At 62.6% G+C, this 19,236-nt stretch carries 14 protein-coding genes; 5 read left to right on the top strand and 9 right to left on the bottom strand.

The genetic code is table 11. The features are described 5' to 3' along the window. Window positions 1–62 precede the first annotated feature (62 nt). The 3 genes from QRN33_RS26420 to QRN33_RS26410 form a co-directional block, all read right to left on the bottom strand. Complete coding sequence (locus QRN33_RS26420) at window positions 63–2,468, bottom strand: glucose/quinate/shikimate family membrane-bound PQQ-dependent dehydrogenase (RefSeq protein ID WP_285411005.1); 2,406 nt, start codon at window positions 2,466–2,468, stop codon at window positions 63–65. Window positions 2,469–3,044: 576 nt separating this feature from the next. Next, window positions 3,045–4,061 carry an NADP-dependent oxidoreductase gene (locus QRN33_RS26415; RefSeq protein ID WP_285411003.1) on the bottom strand — a complete coding sequence of 339 codons (1,017 nt, stop codon included), beginning with the start codon at window positions 4,059–4,061 and terminating at the stop codon, window positions 3,045–3,047. A 55-nt stretch (window positions 4,062–4,116) separates the two neighbouring features. Beyond that, window positions 4,117–4,905 (bottom strand): SDR family NAD(P)-dependent oxidoreductase, encoded by a 789-nt coding sequence (locus tag QRN33_RS26410; protein WP_285411002.1) that lies wholly within the window; start codon window positions 4,903–4,905, stop codon window positions 4,117–4,119. Window positions 4,906–5,044: 139 nt separating this feature from the next. Between QRN33_RS26410 and QRN33_RS26405 the strand changes: the two genes are divergently transcribed. Then, window positions 5,045–5,647, top strand: coding sequence for a TetR/AcrR family transcriptional regulator (locus tag QRN33_RS26405; RefSeq protein WP_285411000.1), 603 nt, complete (start codon window positions 5,045–5,047; stop codon window positions 5,645–5,647). Window positions 5,648–5,854: 207 nt separating this feature from the next. Here the strand turns inward: QRN33_RS26405 and QRN33_RS26400 are convergent, their stop codons facing one another. The 4 genes from QRN33_RS26400 to QRN33_RS26385 all read right to left on the bottom strand — a co-directional run bounded on the left by QRN33_RS26400 (window position 5,855) and on the right by QRN33_RS26385 (window position 11,318). Beyond that, complete coding sequence (locus QRN33_RS26400) at window positions 5,855–6,967, bottom strand: alkene reductase (protein ID WP_123419545.1); 1,113 nt, start codon at window positions 6,965–6,967, stop codon at window positions 5,855–5,857. Window positions 6,968–7,138: 171 nt separating this feature from the next. Beyond that, window positions 7,139–9,373 carry a xanthine dehydrogenase family protein molybdopterin-binding subunit gene (locus tag QRN33_RS26395; protein ID WP_285410999.1) on the bottom strand — a complete coding sequence of 745 codons (2,235 nt, stop codon included), beginning with the start codon at window positions 9,371–9,373 and terminating at the stop codon, window positions 7,139–7,141. Continuing rightward, window positions 9,370–9,843 (bottom strand): (2Fe-2S)-binding protein, encoded by a 474-nt coding sequence (locus QRN33_RS26390; protein ID WP_042610010.1) that lies wholly within the window; start codon window positions 9,841–9,843, stop codon window positions 9,370–9,372. The genes QRN33_RS26395 and QRN33_RS26390 overlap by 4 nt, the downstream gene beginning before the upstream one ends. Continuing rightward, on the bottom strand, window positions 9,840–11,318 hold the full coding sequence (locus QRN33_RS26385; RefSeq protein ID WP_502945042.1) for a c-type cytochrome: 1,479 nt from the start codon (window positions 11,316–11,318) through the stop codon (window positions 9,840–9,842). The genes QRN33_RS26390 and QRN33_RS26385 overlap by 4 nt, the downstream gene beginning before the upstream one ends. An 87-nt stretch (window positions 11,319–11,405) precedes the next feature. Between QRN33_RS26385 and QRN33_RS26380 the strand changes: the two genes are divergently transcribed. From QRN33_RS26380 to QRN33_RS26370, 3 genes are all read left to right on the top strand, one after another. Then, on the top strand, window positions 11,406–12,608 hold the full coding sequence (locus tag QRN33_RS26380) for an MFS transporter (RefSeq protein WP_285410997.1): 1,203 nt from the start codon (window positions 11,406–11,408) through the stop codon (window positions 12,606–12,608). Window positions 12,609–13,529: 921 nt separating this feature from the next. Then, on the top strand, window positions 13,530–14,444 hold the full coding sequence (locus QRN33_RS26375; protein WP_285411017.1) for a LysR family transcriptional regulator: 915 nt from the start codon (window positions 13,530–13,532) through the stop codon (window positions 14,442–14,444). Between the two features lie 130 nt (window positions 14,445–14,574). Further along, window positions 14,575–16,068: a sensor domain-containing diguanylate cyclase gene (locus tag QRN33_RS26370; protein ID WP_285410995.1), complete on the top strand. Its 1,494-nt coding sequence runs from the start codon at window positions 14,575–14,577 to the stop codon at window positions 16,066–16,068. Window positions 16,069–16,191: 123 nt separating this feature from the next. Here QRN33_RS26370 and QRN33_RS26365 read toward each other — a convergent pair whose 3' ends face one another. After that, on the bottom strand, window positions 16,192–17,313 hold the full coding sequence (locus QRN33_RS26365; RefSeq protein WP_285410993.1) for an alkene reductase: 1,122 nt from the start codon (window positions 17,311–17,313) through the stop codon (window positions 16,192–16,194). 103 nt (window positions 17,314–17,416) lie between these two features. Then, window positions 17,417–18,094, bottom strand: a complete 678-nt coding sequence (locus QRN33_RS26360) for a type 1 glutamine amidotransferase domain-containing protein (RefSeq protein WP_042610005.1) — start codon at window positions 18,092–18,094, stop codon at window positions 17,417–17,419. 212 nt (window positions 18,095–18,306) lie between these two features. Between QRN33_RS26360 and curR the strand changes: the two genes are divergently transcribed. Next, window positions 18,307–18,891, top strand: coding sequence for a TetR family transcriptional repressor CurR (gene curR / locus QRN33_RS26355; protein WP_042610004.1), 585 nt, complete (start codon window positions 18,307–18,309; stop codon window positions 18,889–18,891). Window positions 18,892–19,236 lie beyond the last annotated feature (345 nt).

Here is a 19,236-nt window from a genome sequence, read left to right as displayed (position 1 = left end):
AACGGCGACGCGGTGCTGTGAGGCACCGCGCGCTGGGGAGTGGGTGGATGTGCAGCAGCGGATTACGGCAGGGCGTAGGCCATCACGTAATCGCCGCGATCAGTCGACTGACGTGCGCCGCCAGCGGTGACGACGATGTACTGCTTGCCGGTCTTCGGCGAGACGTAGGTCATCGGGCCGCCCTGGCTGCCGACTGGCAGACGCGCTTTCCAGACTTCTTCGCCGTTGCCGCTGTTGAAGGCGCGCAGGTAGAAGTCCTGGGTGCCGGCAATGAAGATCAGGCCACCCTGGGTCGACAGGGTGCCGCCGAGGGTTGGCAGACCGATCTTGATCGGCAAGTGCATGCGAATGCCCAGAGGACCGGTGTCTTCAACGGTGCCGACCGGAACCTGCCACGCGACTTTCTGGGTCTTCATGTCGATCGCGGTCAACGTGCCGAACGGCGGCGCCTGGCACGGAATGCCGGCCACCGAGAGGAAGCGGTTCTTGTTCACTGCGTACGGCGTGCCTTTGAGCGGAACAGCGCCCATGCCGGTGTTCAGTGCTTCGCCACCGCCTGCGGCCTGGCCCTTGTTCTGCGATGGAATCATCTGAATCCACAGACCCAGGCGCATGTCGTTGACGAAGATGAAACCGTGCACCGGGTCAGTGGAGATGCTGCCCCAGTTCATGCCGCCCAGCGAACCCGGGAAGCTGAGCGATTTGTCAGTGCCCGGCGCGGTGTACAGACCCTCGTAGCGCATGCTCTTGAAGTCGATGCGGCAGAGCAACTGGTCGTACGGTGTGGCGCCCCACATGTCCGACTCGGTCAGGTGCTGCGCGCCGATCTGCGGCATGCCCACGGATTTCGGCTGGGTCGGCGAGTACGGCTCGTTGGGGATGTTCGCGGCTTTCACCGGTATTTCCTTGACTTCAGTCAGCGGCTTGCCGGTGGCGCGATCGAGCACATAGATCTGCCCGGCCTTGGTGCCGATGACCAGCGCCTGAACGCTTTGGCCGTCCTTGTCGAAGTCGATCAGGCTCGGCTGCATCGGCAGGTCGAAGTCCCACAGATCGTTGTGCACGGTCTGGAACACCCAGCGTTCTTCACCCGTGCTGGCATCCAGCGCGAGGATCGAGGCGCCGTACTTGTGGTCCAGTTCGCTGCGCTCGACACCATAGATGTCGGTGGACGAGCTGCCCATGGGCAGGAACACCGTGTTGGTCGCCGCGTCATAGGACATCGGCGCCCAGCTGTTCGGCGTGCTGCGCACGTAGGTTTTGCCGTCGGCCGGTGCATTGCGATCCTGCGGGTTGCCCGGGTCGAACGCCCAGCGCATGGTGCCGGTGATCACGTCAAACCCGCGAATCACGCCACCGGGCATGTCGCTCTGCACGTTGTCGGCGACGCGACCGCCTACCACCACGGTGGTGCCGGCCATCAATGGCGCGGACGACAACTGATAGTAGCTGTCCGGAACATCACCCAGACCGGCCTTCAGATCGACCTGACCGTTGTTGCCGAAACCCTGGCAGAACTCGCCGGTGTCAGCGTCGACCGCGATCAGGCGGGCATCGATGGTATTGGTCAGCAGACGGCGCTGGCAGTTGGCGGCCGGCGCCGGTTTGGCTTCGATGATCGAAGAATTGCTCGGCTGAGCGAGGGTGGCGGTGGCGTCGAAATAAGCCATGCCACGGCAGCGCTGCCAGACTTTCGATTGCGCGTTGATCGCGTTCTTCCACAGCTCTTTACCGGTGTCGGCGTCGAGGGCGATCAGGTTGTTGTGCGGAGTGCAGATGAACACCTTGTTGCCGACCTGCAGCGGGGTGAGCTGGTCTTCGGCGCCGTTGCCATCGCTCTCGGCGACGTCACCGGTGTGGTAGGTCCACGCGACTTTCAATTGGTCGACGTTGTTGCGGTTGATCTGATCGAGCGCGGCGAAGCGGCTGCCACCTTCGGTGTTGCCGTAGTGCGCCCAGTCTTTCTGCGCCTTGGCCGGTTCCACCGGGGTCAGTCCCGGACCGGTGCCAGTCGCGGCAACCGTTGGATGCGCGACGAACATGTTGCCTGCAGCAACCACCACACCCACGGCGAGCACAGCGGCCACGGCATACGCGCCGCGACCGGCAACGCGGCCATTGGCACGCGCCAGCAGCGGGTAGACCAGCGCGACGACCATACCGATCGCGCTGAACATGAACAGCCGCGAGAACACTGGCCAGAACACCAGCCCGGCGTCAGCCACCGCCCAGATCGCAGTCGCCACGAGAAACGCGGCGAACAGCCAGGCGCCTGCAGTTTTCTTCAGTGCGATCAGCACACCGGAAACGGTCATCGCCAGACCGCCGACCAGGAAGTACCAGGAACCGCCCAGGCTGACCAGCTTCACACCGCCGGCCGCGAGCGCCAGACCGAGCAGGGCGATGATCACGCCAAGGCCGACGAGAATGAACGTTGAAACGCCTGAGACGCGTTGACTGTGGTTCACATTGAAAGTCCCGTTTGAATGAAGCGCGGGATTATAACGGTAACTAACCATTCAGTTAACCGCAGTTTTGCCATGAACCCCGACACTTCTGTGAATCAAGCGTGGTGCAGGTTGAGGAAAACGCAAGTCGAGAGGGGTTTCTCGAAGCTTCAGCAGGAGGGGCGAGTCGGGCTTGGAGCTGCAACGCGCATGCCCAAACACCGCAGTGAATTCACCCCTCACCCCAGCCCTCTCCCCGAGGAGAGGGAGCTGATCATTGTGGGCAATCCGAGCTTGTGTTCGCCTTGGTATCTCAGGTCGGTGTAACTCGCACATGCAACTCGGTCAGTTCCTTCTCCCTCCGGGAGAGGGTTAGGGTGAGGGGCTTTTGATCTTTCGGGACTGAGTTCGGCTTGAAATCGGATGATGGTGGGCATGCCCAAAACACCGCAGTGAATTCACCCCTCACCCCAGCCCTCTCCCCGAGGAGAGGGAGCTGATCATCGTGGGCATTCCGAGCTTGTGTTCGCCTCGGTATCTCAGGTCGGTATAACTCGCACATTCAATTCGGTCAGTTCCCTCTCCCCTGGGAGAGGGCTAGGGTGAGGGGCTTTCAGGATTGATCACAATGGCGACCTTGCCCCTGGCCCGGCCTTGTTCGACGTAGTGCAAGGCGTCAGGTATCTGATCGAAGGCAAAGATCCGGTCGATCACCGGTTTGATAACCCCAGCCTCGATCAATGCGCTGATCTTCTGCAACTGAATGCCATCGGCGCGCATAAACAGAAACGCATAACGCACCCCACGCTTGCGCGCCTTTCGCCGGATACCGCTGCTGAGCACACGCATGACCAACCCAAGCAGCCACGACAAACCCTGCTCCTGTGCGAACTGCGCGGTCGGCGGCCCGGACAGGGAAATCAGCTGCCCACCCGGTTTCAGCACCTTTAGCGATTTCTCCAGCACATCCCCGCCGAGGCTGTTGAGCACTACATCGTAATCGCGCAGTTCGCTGGCGAAATCCTGTTGCGTGTAATCAATCACCACGTCAGCGCCCAGCGCTTTGACCCACTCGACATTCGCCGTGCTGGTAGTCGTCGCGACGAAAGCGCCGAGGTGTCTGGCCAACTGAATGGCGACTGTGCCGACGCCACCGGAGCCGGCGTGGATCAACACTTTCTGACCCTTTTGCAACCTGGCGACTTCAACCAATGCCTGCCACGCAGTCAACGCCACCAGCGGTATGCACGCCGCGTCGGTCATGTCGAGATTGGCAGGTTTGAGGGCGACGGCTGTTTCGTCGACGGCGATGCGTTCGGCAAACGTGCCAATCCTGTTTTCAGGCGCACGGGCATAAACCTCATCGCCCGGCTTGAACCGCTTGACCGCCGCACCAGTGCCGAGCACCACACCGGCGACATCGTTGCCCAATATCAAAGGCATCTGATAGGGCAGGATCATCTTGAATTCGCCGCTGCGAATCTTCAGATCGAGCGGGTTGATGCTGCTGCCGTGCACTTCGATCAGCACGTCGTTTTCCCCGATCAGCGGTTCGGGGACGTCGCCAATCCGGCCGTTCTGCTTGCCGTAGCGCTCGATGAAAAATGCTTTCATTACGGATGCTCTTGTCGGTAGGAACCCGCCGCACTGGCGGCGGGTCCGGTTGCAGTCAGGCTTGAGGCAGATAACGTGGCGCCACCGCCGACTGGCGAATCTGCCCCAGCAGGCCCTGCCGCGCGGTTTGCAGGGCATCCCAGCGTTCGCCTTCGTGCAGCGGCGGGATGGTGACGACTTCGCGACGATCAAAACCGACCAGCGCAGCGTCAACCATGTCGCCGACTTCCATGATGTCGGTCAGCGTGTTGATGTCGATACCGGCGCGGTCCCAGATTTCCGTACGGGTGGCGGCGGGCAGTACGGCTTGCACGTACACGCCTTTCGGCGACAGCTCCAGGGTCAGGCCCTGGGAGAGAAACAGCACGAACGCCTTGGTCGCGCCATACACCGACATGCCGAACTCCGGCGCCAGGCCCACCACCGAACCGATGTTGATGATCGCGCCGTCCCCAGCCTTGGCCAGACGCGGGGCGATGGCGCTGGCCAGCCGCACCAGCGCGGTGGTGTTGAGGGCGACCAGTTGCGCCACGCTGTCAGTGCTTTGTTCGATGAACGTGCCGGACTGCGCGGCGCCGGCATTGTTGACGAGGATGCCGATGCGCGCGTCGTCGCGCAGGCGCGCTTCGACAGTCTGCAGATCGCTGAGTCGGGTCAGATCGGCTTGCAGCACTTCGATATTGACGTTGTATTCGGCACGCAGATTGGTGGCGAGGGCGTCCAGACGCGACTGGTCACGGGCGACCAGCACCAGATCGTGCCCGCGTTGGGCGAAACGTGCGGCGTAGACCGCGCCGATGCCGGTGGAGGCGCCAGTGATCAGAACAGTAGGGCGAGTAGTCATGGTGTCGGCTCTTTTTGAATAGAAGATTGATTGCGGGCTTTTAGGATGATGATCGAAATCTAAACTGTCAACGGTTTTGATTATGGCCAACATCTATGTATCATCGAGCCATGATTTTTCAGCGCTGGAGGTATCCAACATGCGCGTATCCAAGGCTCAGGCTCAGGCCAATCGCGAGCACATTGTCGAAACGGCTTCAGTGATGTTCCGCGAACGCGGTTATGACGGGGTTGGTGTGGCTGACCTGATGGCGGCGGCCGGTTTCACCCACGGCGGTTTTTACAAACACTTCGGCTCCAAGGCCGACCTGATGGCCGAAGCGTCGGCCAACAGCCTGGCGCAGTCACTGGCCAGCGCCGAGGCGATGAGCGTGAAGGACTTCATCGACGTGTACGTTTCACGCGACCATCGCGACGGCCGTTCCACTGGTTGCACCATGGCGGCGCTGTGCGGCGATGCGGCGCGGCAGTCGGGGGATGTGAAGACAGCTTTCGCCGAGGGCATCGAGCGCTTATTGCAGATCCTGGGCGAGAAATACCCGAGCGCAGCGGCTGCGCCGCAAAGTGAGGGCAGAAGCAAAATGATCGACCTGCTGGCCCATGCGGTCGGCGCGATCATGCTGTCGCGGGCCTGCCCGGATGACTCGGCGCTGGCCGATGAAATCCTGGCGGTGTGTCACGCTTCGATGACGGCGTCGTTGCCAGTCATCGAGGCGCCCGAAGAAGATCCGCAGCACCGCTGAACCAAAAGCCCCTCACCCTAACCCTCTCCCAGAGGGAGAGGGGACTGACCGAGTTGTTTGGGCAATTTACGCCAGACGCTGATATCGGGTCGAACTCCGGTTCTGAATGCTCCATAGATCAGCTCCCTCTCCCTGGGGAGAGGGCTGGGGTGAGGGGTGAATCCGGCGCGATACCAAAGCCGAACGCCAGCACTTCGCCTCAGAAACTCAAGCGTGAAACGGATAATCGACATAACCACGCTGATCGCCGCCGAAGAAACTGCTCGGATCCGGTGTGTTCAGCTCAAGGCCATCGTGCAACCGACGTGGCAGATCCGGGTTCGCCAGGAATGGCCGGCCAAAGGCAATGATGTCGGCGCGATCAGCGCTCAAGGCCTGTTCGGCGGAGTCGGCGTCGTAACCGCCAGCGAGGATCAGCACGCCGTTCCAGGTCTGGCGCAACTGGGCGATGATCGCGTCCCAGCGCGGGTCGAAGTTCTCGTCCTTGACCGTGCCGACCATGGCCGGCTCGACCAGGTGCAGGTAGGCCAGATTCCACTGATTGAGCGCTTCGACCAGATAACCGAAAGTCGCTTCAGGCGTGTCATCGCCCATGCCCATGAAGCGGCCCATTGGCGTCAGGCGCACGCCGACGCGTTCGGCACCGACTTCGTCAGCGACGGCGGCGACTACTTCCAGCAGAAAGCGCGCACGGTTTTCCACGCTGCCGCCATAGGCGTCGTTGCGCTGATTGCTGTTGCTGTTAAGGAATTGATCGAGGAGGTAACCGTTGCCGGCATGGATTTCCACGCCGTCCATGCCAGCGTTCAAGGCGTTGCGCGCGGCGCGGCGATAGTCTTCGACGATGGCGGCGATTTCCGCTGTTTCGAGGGCGCGCGGTACCGGCACATCACCCCACACGCCGTTGCCTTGTTCATCGACGATAAAGGTCTTGCCCGGCACGGGCAGTGCGCTCGGTGCCACCGGCAAACCGGCGTCAGGCTGGAAGCTCGGATGCGAGACCCGGCCGACATGCCACAGCTGCATGAAGATCAGGCCATGGGCGGCGTGCACCGCCGTGCTGACTTCCCGCCACGCCTGCACTTGCGCATCAGTGTAGATCCCCGGCGTCCACGCATAGCCCTGGCCCTGTTGGGAAATCTGCGTGGCCTCGGTGATGATCAGCGCGGCACTGGCACGTTGGCGGTAGTACTCGGCGTTCATCGCGGTCGGAACATCGCCCGGTTGACCGGCGCGCGAGCGCGTCAGGGGCGCCATCGCTACGCGGTGGGCAAGGGTGTAAGGGCCAAGGGCGATCGGTTGGAACAGGCGACGGGTCATGGGTAGCTCCGGATTTCGATGAGTAGGGTTCAAACGCGGCAGCCAGGTGCCGCGCGCTGTGCAGCTAACTTAACCGGGGGTGGCGGAGCTGATAATCCGTGGCCGGCGCTACGCAGTTTTGCGCGCAGCGCAACGGCACCCGCGCTCATCCATGATGAGCGCGGGCGTGATTCAGGCGGGTGGGGTCGAGCGGGTCAGCGGCAGGTTCAGCCAGCGCCGGCCCGTGGCATTGCTGACCGCGTTGCCGAGGGCGGCAGCCATTGGCCCTTGAACGATTTCGGCGGCACCGAGGAAGGGTTCGCCCGGTTGATCGAGCAGGTGCACATCGACTTTTTTCGGCAATTGCGTAAAACGCAGGATCGGATAACCGCTCCAGTCGTAGCTGCGAATACCGCCGGCGTCGTAGGCGACTTTTTCGTAGAGCGTCCAGCTCGCCGACTGGACGATGCCGCCCTCGACCTGATTGCGCAGGCCATCAGGGCTGACAATCTGGCCGACGTCGACCGCCGTCACCACATGATCGACGCGGATCTCGCCGGTCTGCGGATGCACCCGCAGTTTCACCGCGAGGGCGCAGTAACCCATGATGTTCTTGTAGCGGGCGAAGGCAAAACCGATCCCCGCGCCGGGTTCGCTGCCCTTGTGTGGCCAACCGATTTCGTCACGCACGCGCTCTATGACGGCACGGGCGCGCGGGTCGCTCAGATGCGTCAGGCGCAACGCCACCGGGTCGAGCCCGCTCTGGATTGCCAACTCATCGATACCCGCCTCGATGGCGAAGATATTGATGTGCGCGCCAAGCGAACGCATGGCCGAGGTGCGGAAGGGCATCGTCGTGACAAAGTTCATGGTGATCCGCGTCGCGCCCAGTTCATACAGCGGCACCGCGTTGCGATCGCCGTCACCTTCGGGCTGGGCGATCGGCACCGAGGGCGCCGAGGTGAAGGGTTTGGCCAGCAAGCGTGCCGGCAGCAGGCGCCCGGCATTGACGATGCGTTCGTTGTGCGGCGTGGTCCACAGCTCGTAGTTCCAGTCCTGCAAACGGCCCTGACTGAGGCCAGCGTCGACCTCGGTGACCATCGCCGAACTGTACGGCTCCCAGAGATTTTCCTGCTCGCGCATCCATTGCACGCGCACCGGCGTGCCCGGCAAACGCATGGCGATCAATGCCGCATCGGCGGCGGCATCATCGGCGCCGTTATGGCCATAGCAGCCCGAGCCCTCGGTATGAATGCAGCGCACACGCTCCGGCGGCAGACGAAGCATTTCGGCGATGCCGGCGCGCAGCGGATAGACGCCCTGGGTGTGAGTCCAGACCGTGAGCAGGCCATCGTTGAACCATGCCACCGCGCAGGACGGGCCGATCGAGCCGTGCATCAGATACTGCTTGGTCACCCGCGCCTTGAAGCGTGTCTCGCTTGCGCCGCCGGGATTGCCGTTGTTGCTGATCGGGTAGCGCTTGGAGGGCAATCGCTTGAGCAAATCGTGAATATCGGCGGCTTCGGGAATCGCCTCGCCGCCGCTCCACTTGGCGCTGTCCATGCCGCTGCGCATGGCCTTGATCGCTTGCCATTCATCACGGGCGATCACGGCCAGATAGTTGCCGTCGCGGATCACTTTGACCACGCCGCTGAGCGCTTCAATCGATGCCGTATCGAATGCCTGCAGCGTGCAGCCGGGGCGCGGCGGGCGGATCACTCGCGCATGCAGCATGCCCGGCAGGCGCATGTCCTGCACGAACGCCGCGCCGCCGCTGACCTTGGCCGGAATGTCCAGACGCGGCAGGTTGTGCCCGATCAGCTTGAAGTCGGCCGCTGCCATCGCCGGTGATTGCGCCTTGGCGTATTGGTGCACATCGACATGCCTGACCGCGTCGGCGTAAGCCATGCGTTGCCCGCTCGGGCCTTCGATAATGCCGTCGCGAGTGCTCAGTTGCGCAGCGTCGACTTGCCAACTGCGCGCGGCGGCATCGACGAGCATTTCGCGCACCTGCGCGGCGGCGTTGTACAGCGCGGTGCCGCTGTCGAAAATGCTGTGGCTGCCGGCGGTGTAGCCTTCGTTGGGCGTCAGTGCGGTGTCGGCGGTGAGCAAATTGACGGCGCTGGCCGGTACCTGCAAACGCTCGGCGGCGATTTGCAGCAATGCGGTTTTCACCCCGGTGCCCAGTTCGACTTTGCCGGTGTACACGGTGATGCCGTCGGCGCCGATGCGAATCCACGCGTCGAGGTAAGGGTTGGTGCGCAGACTGCCGGGCAGATCGGGGGCCAGCACCACGGTGCCGAGGGTGTCGACTTCGGTGTCGGCCAAGGCCCGCCGCGCTACCGGCATCAGGGTGAAGGCCATCAGCAGCGCGCCGCCGCGCAGGAACGCCCGGCGGCTGGGGTTCAAGCCATTTGCTTCGCTCATGTCAGGCTCCCGTCGTGTCCGGCCACCTGTTTGATCGCCTCGATGATGCGCAAGTGCGTGCCGCAACGGCACAGATTGCCGGCCATGTGCTCACGAATCGTTTGCTCGTCCGGGTGCGGATCGCGTTCAAGCAACGACTGCGCGCGCATCAGCATGCCGGCGATGCAGTAACCGCATTGCGCCGCCTGCTTGTCGATGAACGCGGTTTGCAGCGGGCCGGGTTTCTCGGCACTGCCGAGGCTTTCCACGGTGCGGATCTTTTTCCCTTCAAGGCCGGCGCATGGCGTCAGGCAGGCGAACACCGGCTTATCGTCGACGATCACCGTGCACGCGCCACACTGGCCCAGGCCGCAGCCGTATTTGGCACCGTTGAGGTTCAAGTGATTGCGCAATGCGTACAGCAGCGGCATGTCCGGTTCCAGCTCCAGCGCTTGGGCGGCTCCATTGACGGTGAGAGTGATCTGGCTCATTTCGTCTCCTGACGTAACGCTTCAATAGTGGAAGAGAGGTCGGCCCAGGGTTGGTCGGGTCTGGCTTGTTCGCGCAGGTACGCGGCGAGTGCGCCGAGCTGGGCGTTGTCGAGGCTGGCGGCGAACGGCGGCATCACCGGACCGGGTGCGCCGGGAATGGCGGGCACGCCTTCAAGCACGGTCTTGAGAAAATTGCGCGAACTGGCCGCTTGCAGGGCCGAGGTGTTTTGCAGACCGGGGCGTCCGTCGATTTCGCGCATCGGCGCGGCGGGTGCGTGACATCCGGCGCAGGCGCTGCTGAAGAGCAGGGCGCCGCTGCTGTGATCCGCTGGACTGCTCGGCTGCTTTTTCGGGGTGATTTCGGTCACCGCGTGCGGGCTTTGCAGGCTCAACAGGTAGTCGGCGATCGCCTCGGCTTCACTGGCCGGCAAACGCGCCAGACTCAGGCTGACCGGACGCATCGGCCCGGCGGGTGTGCCGTGGCCATCGACAACGTCGGCGCGCAGATAGCCGACCAATTGCTCGCGATTCCATGGATTGGCGCGTTGGCCGAGGCCGGCCAGCGCCGGGGCCTCCCAGCCATCGACGCTGCCGCCCTGCAGATATTCCGAGGATTTCTCCGCGCCGATCAGGTTCAGCGGCGAATGGCAGCCGGCGCAGTGGCCCGGGCCGTCGACCAGGTAGCGTCCGCGATTCCATGCTGCGCTGTGTTCGGCCAGTGGCGTCAAAGGCTCGCCATGCAGAAACAGCAGGTTCCAGAACGACACCAGCGGGCGGATGTTCATCGGGAAGTTCATCTGGTTCTGCCTGGCGGGGGCGTGTACGGCGGGGCCGCTCATCAGGTAGGCGTAGGCATCGGCGATGTCCGCTGCGCTCATGCGCCGGTAGTGCACATAGGGAAAGGCCGGGTAGAGAAAGTGGCCGTCGCGGGCAATGCCTTCGCGCATCGCCCGTTCAAATGCCGGCAAAGACCACTGGCCGATGCCGGTCTGCGCATCCGGGGTGATGTTGGTGCTGTACAGGGTGCCGAACGGCGTCACGAGCGGCAGCCCGCCGGCCAGGTATTCGCCGCCGGGGCGGGTATGGCAGACCGCGCAGTCGCCGGCCTCGACCACCCGCGCGCCGCGTTGCAACTGCGCGCTATCGAATGACGTAGGCCGTTTGATCGGGGCGATCGCCGGGCGCCACATCAGTGCGACGGCGACGCTCAGGCCGATTACGGCGAGCACAGCCACGCTGGTCCACAGGGTTCTGGATTTGAGTAGTTGGCTGTTCATGGTTGGCAGAGAAACGCGGCGGGCAGTGGCAGGACGAGTGAAGTGCGGGTCATGGAAACGCTCCTTGTAGCAGCCGGGGAAGGGCGCCGATGCGGACGTCTGCGCCAGGGCCAAAGCGTAGAGAAGACGCTTGCGGCAGAGAATCACCGGCCCGCGCAACAGCGCGTTGCGCCAGAAGCAACGTTGCGCTCGACGCATCAGTGCGTTGCCCCTGGTACGGATTCTCGCCGCCGCCGGGTGACCGTAGCCTTGGCACCACTTTCCCGAACTCAACGAGGTGTCACCATGCTTACGGGCAACCCTGCCGTTGCGGCCCCGGCCGAACAGCCTGCTTCACTCTCCGGCCTGATGGTCGCGTTTCTGGCCTTCTGCTGCGGCGCGGTCGTCGCCAACCTGTATTACGCGCAGCCCATCGTCGAACTGATCGCGCCGCAGATCGGCCTGTCCAGCGCCAATGCCAGCCTGATCGTCTCGCTGACCCAATTCGGTTACGCCTTGGGCCTGTTGCTGCTGGTGCCGCTGGCCGACCTGATGGAGAACCGCCGTCTGGTGGTCGGTTTCACTCTCGCTGCCAGCGTAACGCTGCTGTGCGCTGGCCTGACCCATTCGCCGTCGCTGTTTCTGATCTTGTCCTTGCTGATCGGCCTGACCTCAGTCGCCGTGCAGATTCTTGTGCCGCTGGCCGCGCATCTGGCCCCGGAAGCCAGTCGTGGCCGCGTGGTCGGCAATATCATGAGCGGCTTGCTGCTGGGGATTTTGCTGTCGCGTCCGCTCTCGAGTCTGTTGGTCGAAGTGTTCGGCTGGCGCGGGGTGTTTTACAGCGCGGCGGCACTGATGGCGGTGATCGCGTTGATTACCGCTGTGGCATTGCCGCGTCGGGTGCCGACGCACAAAGCCACTTACGTCGCGTTGATTGGTTCGGTGTTTGCCCTGGCTCGACGCTTTCCGGGGTTGCGTCAGCGTTCGCTGTATCAAGGCTTGCTGTTCGCCAGTTTCAGCCTGTTCTGGACCCTCGCGCCGATCGAGCTGATGCGTCATCACGGTTTCAGCCAGGCACAAGTGGCGATCTTTGCGCTGGTCGGAGCGGTGGGTGCGATTGCCGCGCCGATTGCCGGACGTCTGGCCGATGCCGGGCACGGTCGTCGCGGTACCCTGGTGGCGTTGCTGCTGGCGCCGCTGTCGCTGTTGATCGCCGCGCTGCCGGGCAGTGGTTATGTGTGGCTGGTGGTGTGTGCGGTGCTGCTGGACTTTGCCGTACAACTGAACATGGTGCTCGGCCAGCGCGAGGTCTACGCCCTCGACCCGCACAGCCGCGCCCGTCTGAATGCGGTGTATATGACCAGCATCTTCGTCGGCGGCGCCCTCGGCTCACTGGTCGCCAGCCCGCTGTACGAACACTTCGGCTGGAACCTCTCGGCCATAGCCGTGGCGGTGCTGCCAGCACTGGCGCTGGCGTTGTTCCTGGGTAAGAAAGCTGACCGCAGCTGAATTTCAAAACAACACAAAACCCATGTAGGAGTGAGCCTGCTCGCGATGGCGGAGTGTTAGTCAATACACATGGCACTGAGAGACCGCTATCGCGAGCAGGCTCGCTCCCACAGGGATTGCGCGACACCGCCTGATCCCTGACCCACCACAAAACCAATGTAGGAGTGAGCCTGCTCGCGATAGCGGAGTGTCAGTCAATACACATGGCACTGAGAGGCCGCTATCGCGAGCAGGCTCGCTCCCACAGGGTTTTCGGTACACCGCGTGATCCCTGACCCACCCCAAAACCATTGTAGGAGTGAGCCTGCTCGCGATGGCGGTGTGTCAGTCAATCCATGTGGCACTGAGAGGCCGCTATCGCGAGCAGGCTCGCTCCCACAGGGATTGCGCGACACCGCCTGACCCCTGACCCACCCCAAATCCAATGTAGGCGTGAGCCTGCTCGCGATGGCGGAGTGTCAGCCAATACACATGGCACTGAGAGGCCGCTATCGCGAGCAGGCTCGCTCCCACAGGGTTTTCGGTACACCGCGTGATCCCTGACCCACCCCAAAACCATTGTAGGAGTGAGCCTGCTCGCGATAGCGGAGTGTCAGTCAATACACATGGCACTGAGAGGCCGCTATCGCGAGCAGGCTCGCTCCCACAGGGATTGCGCGACACCGCCTGATCCCTGACCCACTACAAAACCCGTGTAGGAGTGAGCCTGCTTGCGATAGCGGAGTGTCAGCCAATACACATGGCACTGAGAGACCGCTATCGCGAGCAGGCTCGCTCCTACAGGGGGCGGTGATTTCCGGATTTTTTCAGGAACCGATGAACATGCGTTCTGCAGAAAGCACCCTCAAGCACGACGGTACAAGACGTCCGGCGAGCGCTGATGCACAATCAGCGGCGTTTCCTCACCACCGGACCCCGCTTATGGACAAGTTGCTGGCATTGAAGATGTTTGTTGAAACCGTGCGCTGCGGGGGCTATTCCTCGGCGGCGCGCAAGCTTGGGATCTCGACGTCTTCGGTGACACGGCAAGTGGCGGGGCTGGAGAACGAGTTGGGCGCCAGCCTGCTCAATCGCACCACGCGCAACACCAGCGTCACCGTTGCCGGCCAGACCTATTTCGAAAAAGCCGTAGCGATTCTCGATGCCATCGACGAAGCCGATGCGGTGGTCGCCGATCGTGGCAGCGAAGCGCAAGGCCGCTTGCGCATCAGCGTGCCGGTGGAGTTTGGCCGCCGATTGATCGCGCCGCACCTGAGCCGCTTGCTCGAACGCCATCCGGGGCTGGAGATCAGCCTCTCGCTGAGTGATCAGGTCAGCGATTTGCTCAGCGAGCAGATCGACGTTTCGGTGCGGCTCGGCTCGACGGTGGTCAGCGAAGACATCGTCAGCAAACGCGTCGGGCAGTTCCAGCGCTGGGTCGTCGCCAGCCCGGATTACCTGGCGCGCAGCGCGGTCCTCGAGCATCCGCGGGATCTGCTCGATCACCAATGCCTGCGTTTCGATTACGGCGGCAGCCATCACCACTGGACGTTCGAGGGTGACGAAGAGCCGATTCAACTGAACGTCCAGGGACGCCTGCAAAGCAACAACGCCGACATTCTGCGCGAAGCCGCGATCGGTGGTGGCGGGGTGACGCTGCTGGCCGACTGGCTGGTGCGCGACGACGTCGCCGCCGGGCGCCTGACGCGCTTGCTTGAGCACTACGAGGTCAATCCCGGCAGCGCCAGCAGTTGCATCAACGCGCTGTACTTGCCCAATCACCGGGGCTCTAGCCGGATCAACGTGTTCATCGATTTTCTCGTGGAAATTCTCAAACCCGCTGCACCCGCCCCCTAGCGCAGCACACTCTGTTGCTGCAGCCGCTGCACACTGCTTGTATGCTTGCGCCCCGGAACACGTGGCCGCCGTGAGTGCCGACGTTCGAATGATGGCTGGAATGGATCCCGGACTTCCTTAAGGTACAGACGTGAAGCGTGATACTCGCCTTGTAATGCTCCTGCTGCTGGTGATTGGCTGTTCCCTGACTTCGCTGACGATCTGGAAAGTCTGGTCTTCGCGTGAACGTGCGCTGGCCGAGGTTGACGTGCATGGCCTGAACCTGACCCAGGCGCTCAATACCTACACCGAAGGCATCGTCCGGCAAAGCTCGCTGCTCTTGCTCGGGCTGGTCGAACGTCTGGAAACCGAGGGCAGCGGGCCGACGCAGATCCAACGCATCAAGACCCTGACCGACCACCAGCAGCCGCTGATGCCACAGCTCAGCGGCATTACCGTCTATGACCGCCACGGGTACTGGTTGATGTCCTCCAACCGGCCGATTCCCGAGGGTGCCAACAGCAGCGACCGCGCCTATTTCATTCATCACCGTGACAGTCCGAGCCGCGAGCCGTTCATTGGCCCGCCGATCCAGAGCCGTTCCAATCACGAATGGGTGGTGACCATCAGCCGCCGCTTCAATGACGACGATGGACAGTTCGCCGGTGTAGTGGCGGTGACGCTGGGGGTGGAAAACTTTCTTCGCGTGTTCGGCAAGCTCGACGTTGGCCAGGACGGTGCGATCGGCCTGTCGTACACCGACGGCACGCTGTTGGTGCGCTACCCGTTCCGCGAGCAGGACATGGGCCGCAATTTCTCGTCATCGCCCATCTACGCCAAATACCTCGTCGACCGCTCGGTCGGCACGGCGTCGTACACCTCCAGCCTCGACGGTGTCGAGCGGCTGTACGCGTTCCGCAAAAGCGAAAGCCTGCCACTGATCACCACCGTGGCCCTGGGCAAGGACGAAGCGCTGGCAGCGTGGCGTATCGAAGCGGCGTTGTCGGCGGTGGTGGTGACCGGACTGCTCGGGCTGACCGGGCTGATCGGCTGGTTCCTGATCCTCGACATTCGCCGACGGACCGAAGCCGAAGAGGCGTTGCTCGACGCCCAGCAGCAGTTGCTCGCCTCCAATCGACAGCTCGAATTGCTGGCGCTGAAGGATGCGCTGACCGGCCTGGCCAACCGCCGCTGTTTCGATGAAACACTGGCCGTGGAAGCGCGGCGGGCGCAGCGTGATGGAACCTCGCTGGCCTTGCTGATGATCGATATCGACCACTTCAAATTGTTCAACGATGCCTTGGGCCACGTCGCCGGCGATGCCTGTTTGCAAGCGGTCAGCAAGGTGCTCGAGAGCTGCGTGCGACGCCCCTCGGATCTGGTCGCCCGCTACGGTGGCGAGGAAATGGCGGTGATCATGCCGGCCACCGACAGCGCCGGCGCCACGGTGGTGGCGCAACTGGTGCTCGAGCGCTTGCAGCAGGCGAACATTGCCCATCCGGGCAGCCCGTTCGGTCGGGTCACGGTGAGTATCGGTATGGCAGTGGGCGCGGGCGCGCAGCTGGATTCGCTGCCGGAGTTGATCGAGGCCGCCGATCAGGCGCTGTATCGCGCAAAAGCGGCGGGGCGCAACGGTCTGGCCTGACACGCCCGAAAACCTGTAGGAGCGAGCCTGCTCGCGATAGCGGTGGGTCAGCTTGCACATTCATCGACTGGCCCGACGTCTTCGCGAGCAGGCTCGCTCCTACAGGGGAGGTGTGTTGGGTGCTTAGGCGGAGTAGGTCGGGTAATCGGTATACCCCTCGGCACCACCGCCATACACCGTGGCAGGATTCAATTGATTCAACGGCCAGCCCTGGGCAATCCGCGCCGGCAGGTCCGGGTTGGCCATGAATGGTCGGCCAAACGCGACCAAATCCGCCAGCCCTGACTCAAGCAATTGCGCGCCGGTTTCGGCGGTGTAGCGCCCGGCGTAAATGATCGCGCCGCTGAACGTGTCGCGCACGGCTCGGCGAAAGGTCTGCGGCATCGCTGGCGCGTTGTCCCAGTCGGCTTCGGCGATCGACAGGTAGGCGATGCCCACGTCTTCGAGAATCTTTATTGCGCCGATGTAAGTGGTGTGCGGATCTTCCTCGACCAGACCCAGATAAGTCCGCGCTTCATCGGTGGTGCTGAACAGCGGCGCAAAGCGCACACCGACCTTGTCCTTGCCGATGCATTCCGCGACGCCAGCCACCACTTCGCGCAAAAAGCGCAAGCGATTGTCCAGCGAGCCACCGTATTGATCGGTGCGCAGATTGCTGTGCGCCGAGATGAACTGATTGACCAGATAGCCATTGGCGCAGTGCAGTTCGATGCCATCGAAACCGGCTTCCATCGCGTTGCGCGCGGCCTGGATGTACAGCTGAATCAACTCCTGCACCTCATCCGTGCTCAGCGCGCGCGGAGCCGACGGCGGTACCAGTTCACCGGCACCGGGCGCGGTCTCGATGAACACGCTGACGCGGTCGGTGGCGACAGCAGATGCCGACACGGGCGCGTCGCCATTGGGCTGCAATGCGGTGTGCGAGACCCGGCCAACATGCCAGAGCTGGGCGAAGATCACGCCATCCACCGCGTGCACCGCCTCGGTGACTGTGCGCCAACCGGCGATCTGCTCCGGCGTGTGAATGCCCGGCGTCCACGCATAACCTTGCCCGCGCGGTTCGATCTGCGTGCCTTCGGTGACCAGCAAACCGGCACCGGCGCGCTGTTGGTAGTACTCAGCCATCAGTTCGTTGGCGACATTGCCCGGCTGCGTGCTGCGCTGGCGGGTGAGGGGTGGCAGGACGATGCGGTTTTTCAGGGTATGTGCGCCCAATTTAGCAGGCGTGAAAAAAGCGTTGTTCATGGAGTCAGCCTTTGAATCTGATTAGACCAGTCGACTAGTAACTGGGCAAAAAAACAACGCCGGGCTGTACGCGCGCGGCGTTGATCGGGTTGGAGCGAGAAGGTCAGCCGAGCAGTTTCAACAGCTTTTCCGCAACGGCGGCAGAACTGGCCGGATTCTGGCCGGTGACCAGTTGCCCGTCAGTTACCACATGCACCTGCCAGTCGGCGACTTTCGAGTAGCGGCCACCGAGACGTTGGAATTCGTCTTCGATGAGGAATGGCACCACGTCAGTCAAACCGACTGCCGCTTCTTCGGCATTGGTAAAACCGGTGACGTCGCGATCTTTGACGATCGGCTGGCCATCAGCGCGCACGACATGCAGCAACACGCCGGGTGCGTGGCAGACGAAACCATGAGGCTTGTTGGCGCGGTCGAAGGCTTCGATCAGCGCGATCGAAGCCTTGTCTTCGGCAAGATCCCACAGTGGGCCGTGGCCGCCTGGGTAGAACACTGCATCGAAATCTTCGGCGCGGACATCAGCCAAACGGCCAGTGCTGGCCAATGCTTTTTGCGCGGCCGGATCGGCGCGGAAGCGATCGGTCTCGGCAGTCTGCGCGCCGGGCTCGTCGCTTTTCGGATCGAGCGGTGGCTGGCCGCCGGCTGGGGATACCAGGGTGACGTCGGCGCCGGCGTCCTTGAAGGCGTAATACGGTGCGGCAAATTCTTCCAGCCAGAAGCCGGTTTTCTTGCCGGTGTTGCCGAGTTGATCGTGGGAAGTCAGAACCATCAAGATTTTCATAGAGCACCCTTGGTTTGGTCAGGCATCGGCACAAGGCGAGGAATTCGCTCAGCGTCGGCACCGCATGAATTGGTGTGTCGGGGCGCAGCATAGTTTCCAATTAGACCAGTCGTCTAGTAATTTTTTCAGAAAATGTTTTTGCCTGTTGGATATGGCAAACTCCCGGTCCTGAAATCTATACGACTGGTCTATTGTCTGGAAACTTGCGCACCATGAAGCCGACCTTTGACGACACCCGCCAACACTTGCTCGACACCGGCCACCGGATGATGGCCGAGAAGGGCTTCACCAGCGTCGGCCTCAACGAGATCCTGCAGACCGCCGGCGTGCCGAAGGGCTCGTTCTATCACTACTTCAAATCCAAGGAGTTGTACGGCCAGGCGCTGCTTGAGGATTATTTCGTCGACTACCTTGCTGACATGGAACGCCGCCTGACACTGCCGGGGCTGACTGCCTTCGAGCGCTTGATGGATTACTGGCAGGGCTGGCAAAACCGCTGCACCGTCGAAGGCCACGGTGATGAATGCCTGGTGGTCAAACTCAGCGCCGAAGTCGCCGACCTGTCCGAATCGATGCGCCTGACCTTGCGCGACGGCGCCGAACGCATCGTCGCGCGCATCACCGAATGCATTGAACAGGGCCAGACCGACCAAAGCCTGCCCGAAGGCGATGCGAGGAAGTTGGCGGAGACCCTGTATCAGCTCTGGCTCGGCGCCAGTTTGCTGAACAAACTGCAGCGCACCGGCCAGTCGCTGGAGACCTCAATGGCGATGACCCGGCAGTTGCTGCGAGTCTGAGCCTCACCGCAGGCTCGCTCCCACACTGTTTTGTGCCGAACCATCGATCTTCATTCAACCCCCAATCCCTGTGGGAGCGAGCCTGCTCGCGAAGACGGCGGCACATTCAACATCTTCATTGCTTGATCCAACGCATTCGCGAGCAGGCTCACTCCTACACTGTTTTGTGCCGAACCATCGATCTTCATTCAATCCCCTATCCCTGTGGGAGCGAGCCTGCTCGCGAAGACGGCGGTACATTCAACATCTTCATCGCCTGATCCAACGCATTCGCGAGCAGGCTCGCTCCTACACTGTTTTGTGCTGAACCATCGATCTTCATCCAACCCCCAATCCCTGTGGGAG

This window comes from Pseudomonas sp. FR229a, from assembly GCF_030209115.1.
GTDB lineage: Bacteria > Pseudomonadota > Gammaproteobacteria > Pseudomonadales > Pseudomonadaceae > Aquipseudomonas > Aquipseudomonas moraviensis_A.
The sequence above is the reverse complement of the archived record's forward strand: the minus strand, read 5'-3'. Positions and strand labels throughout refer to the sequence as shown.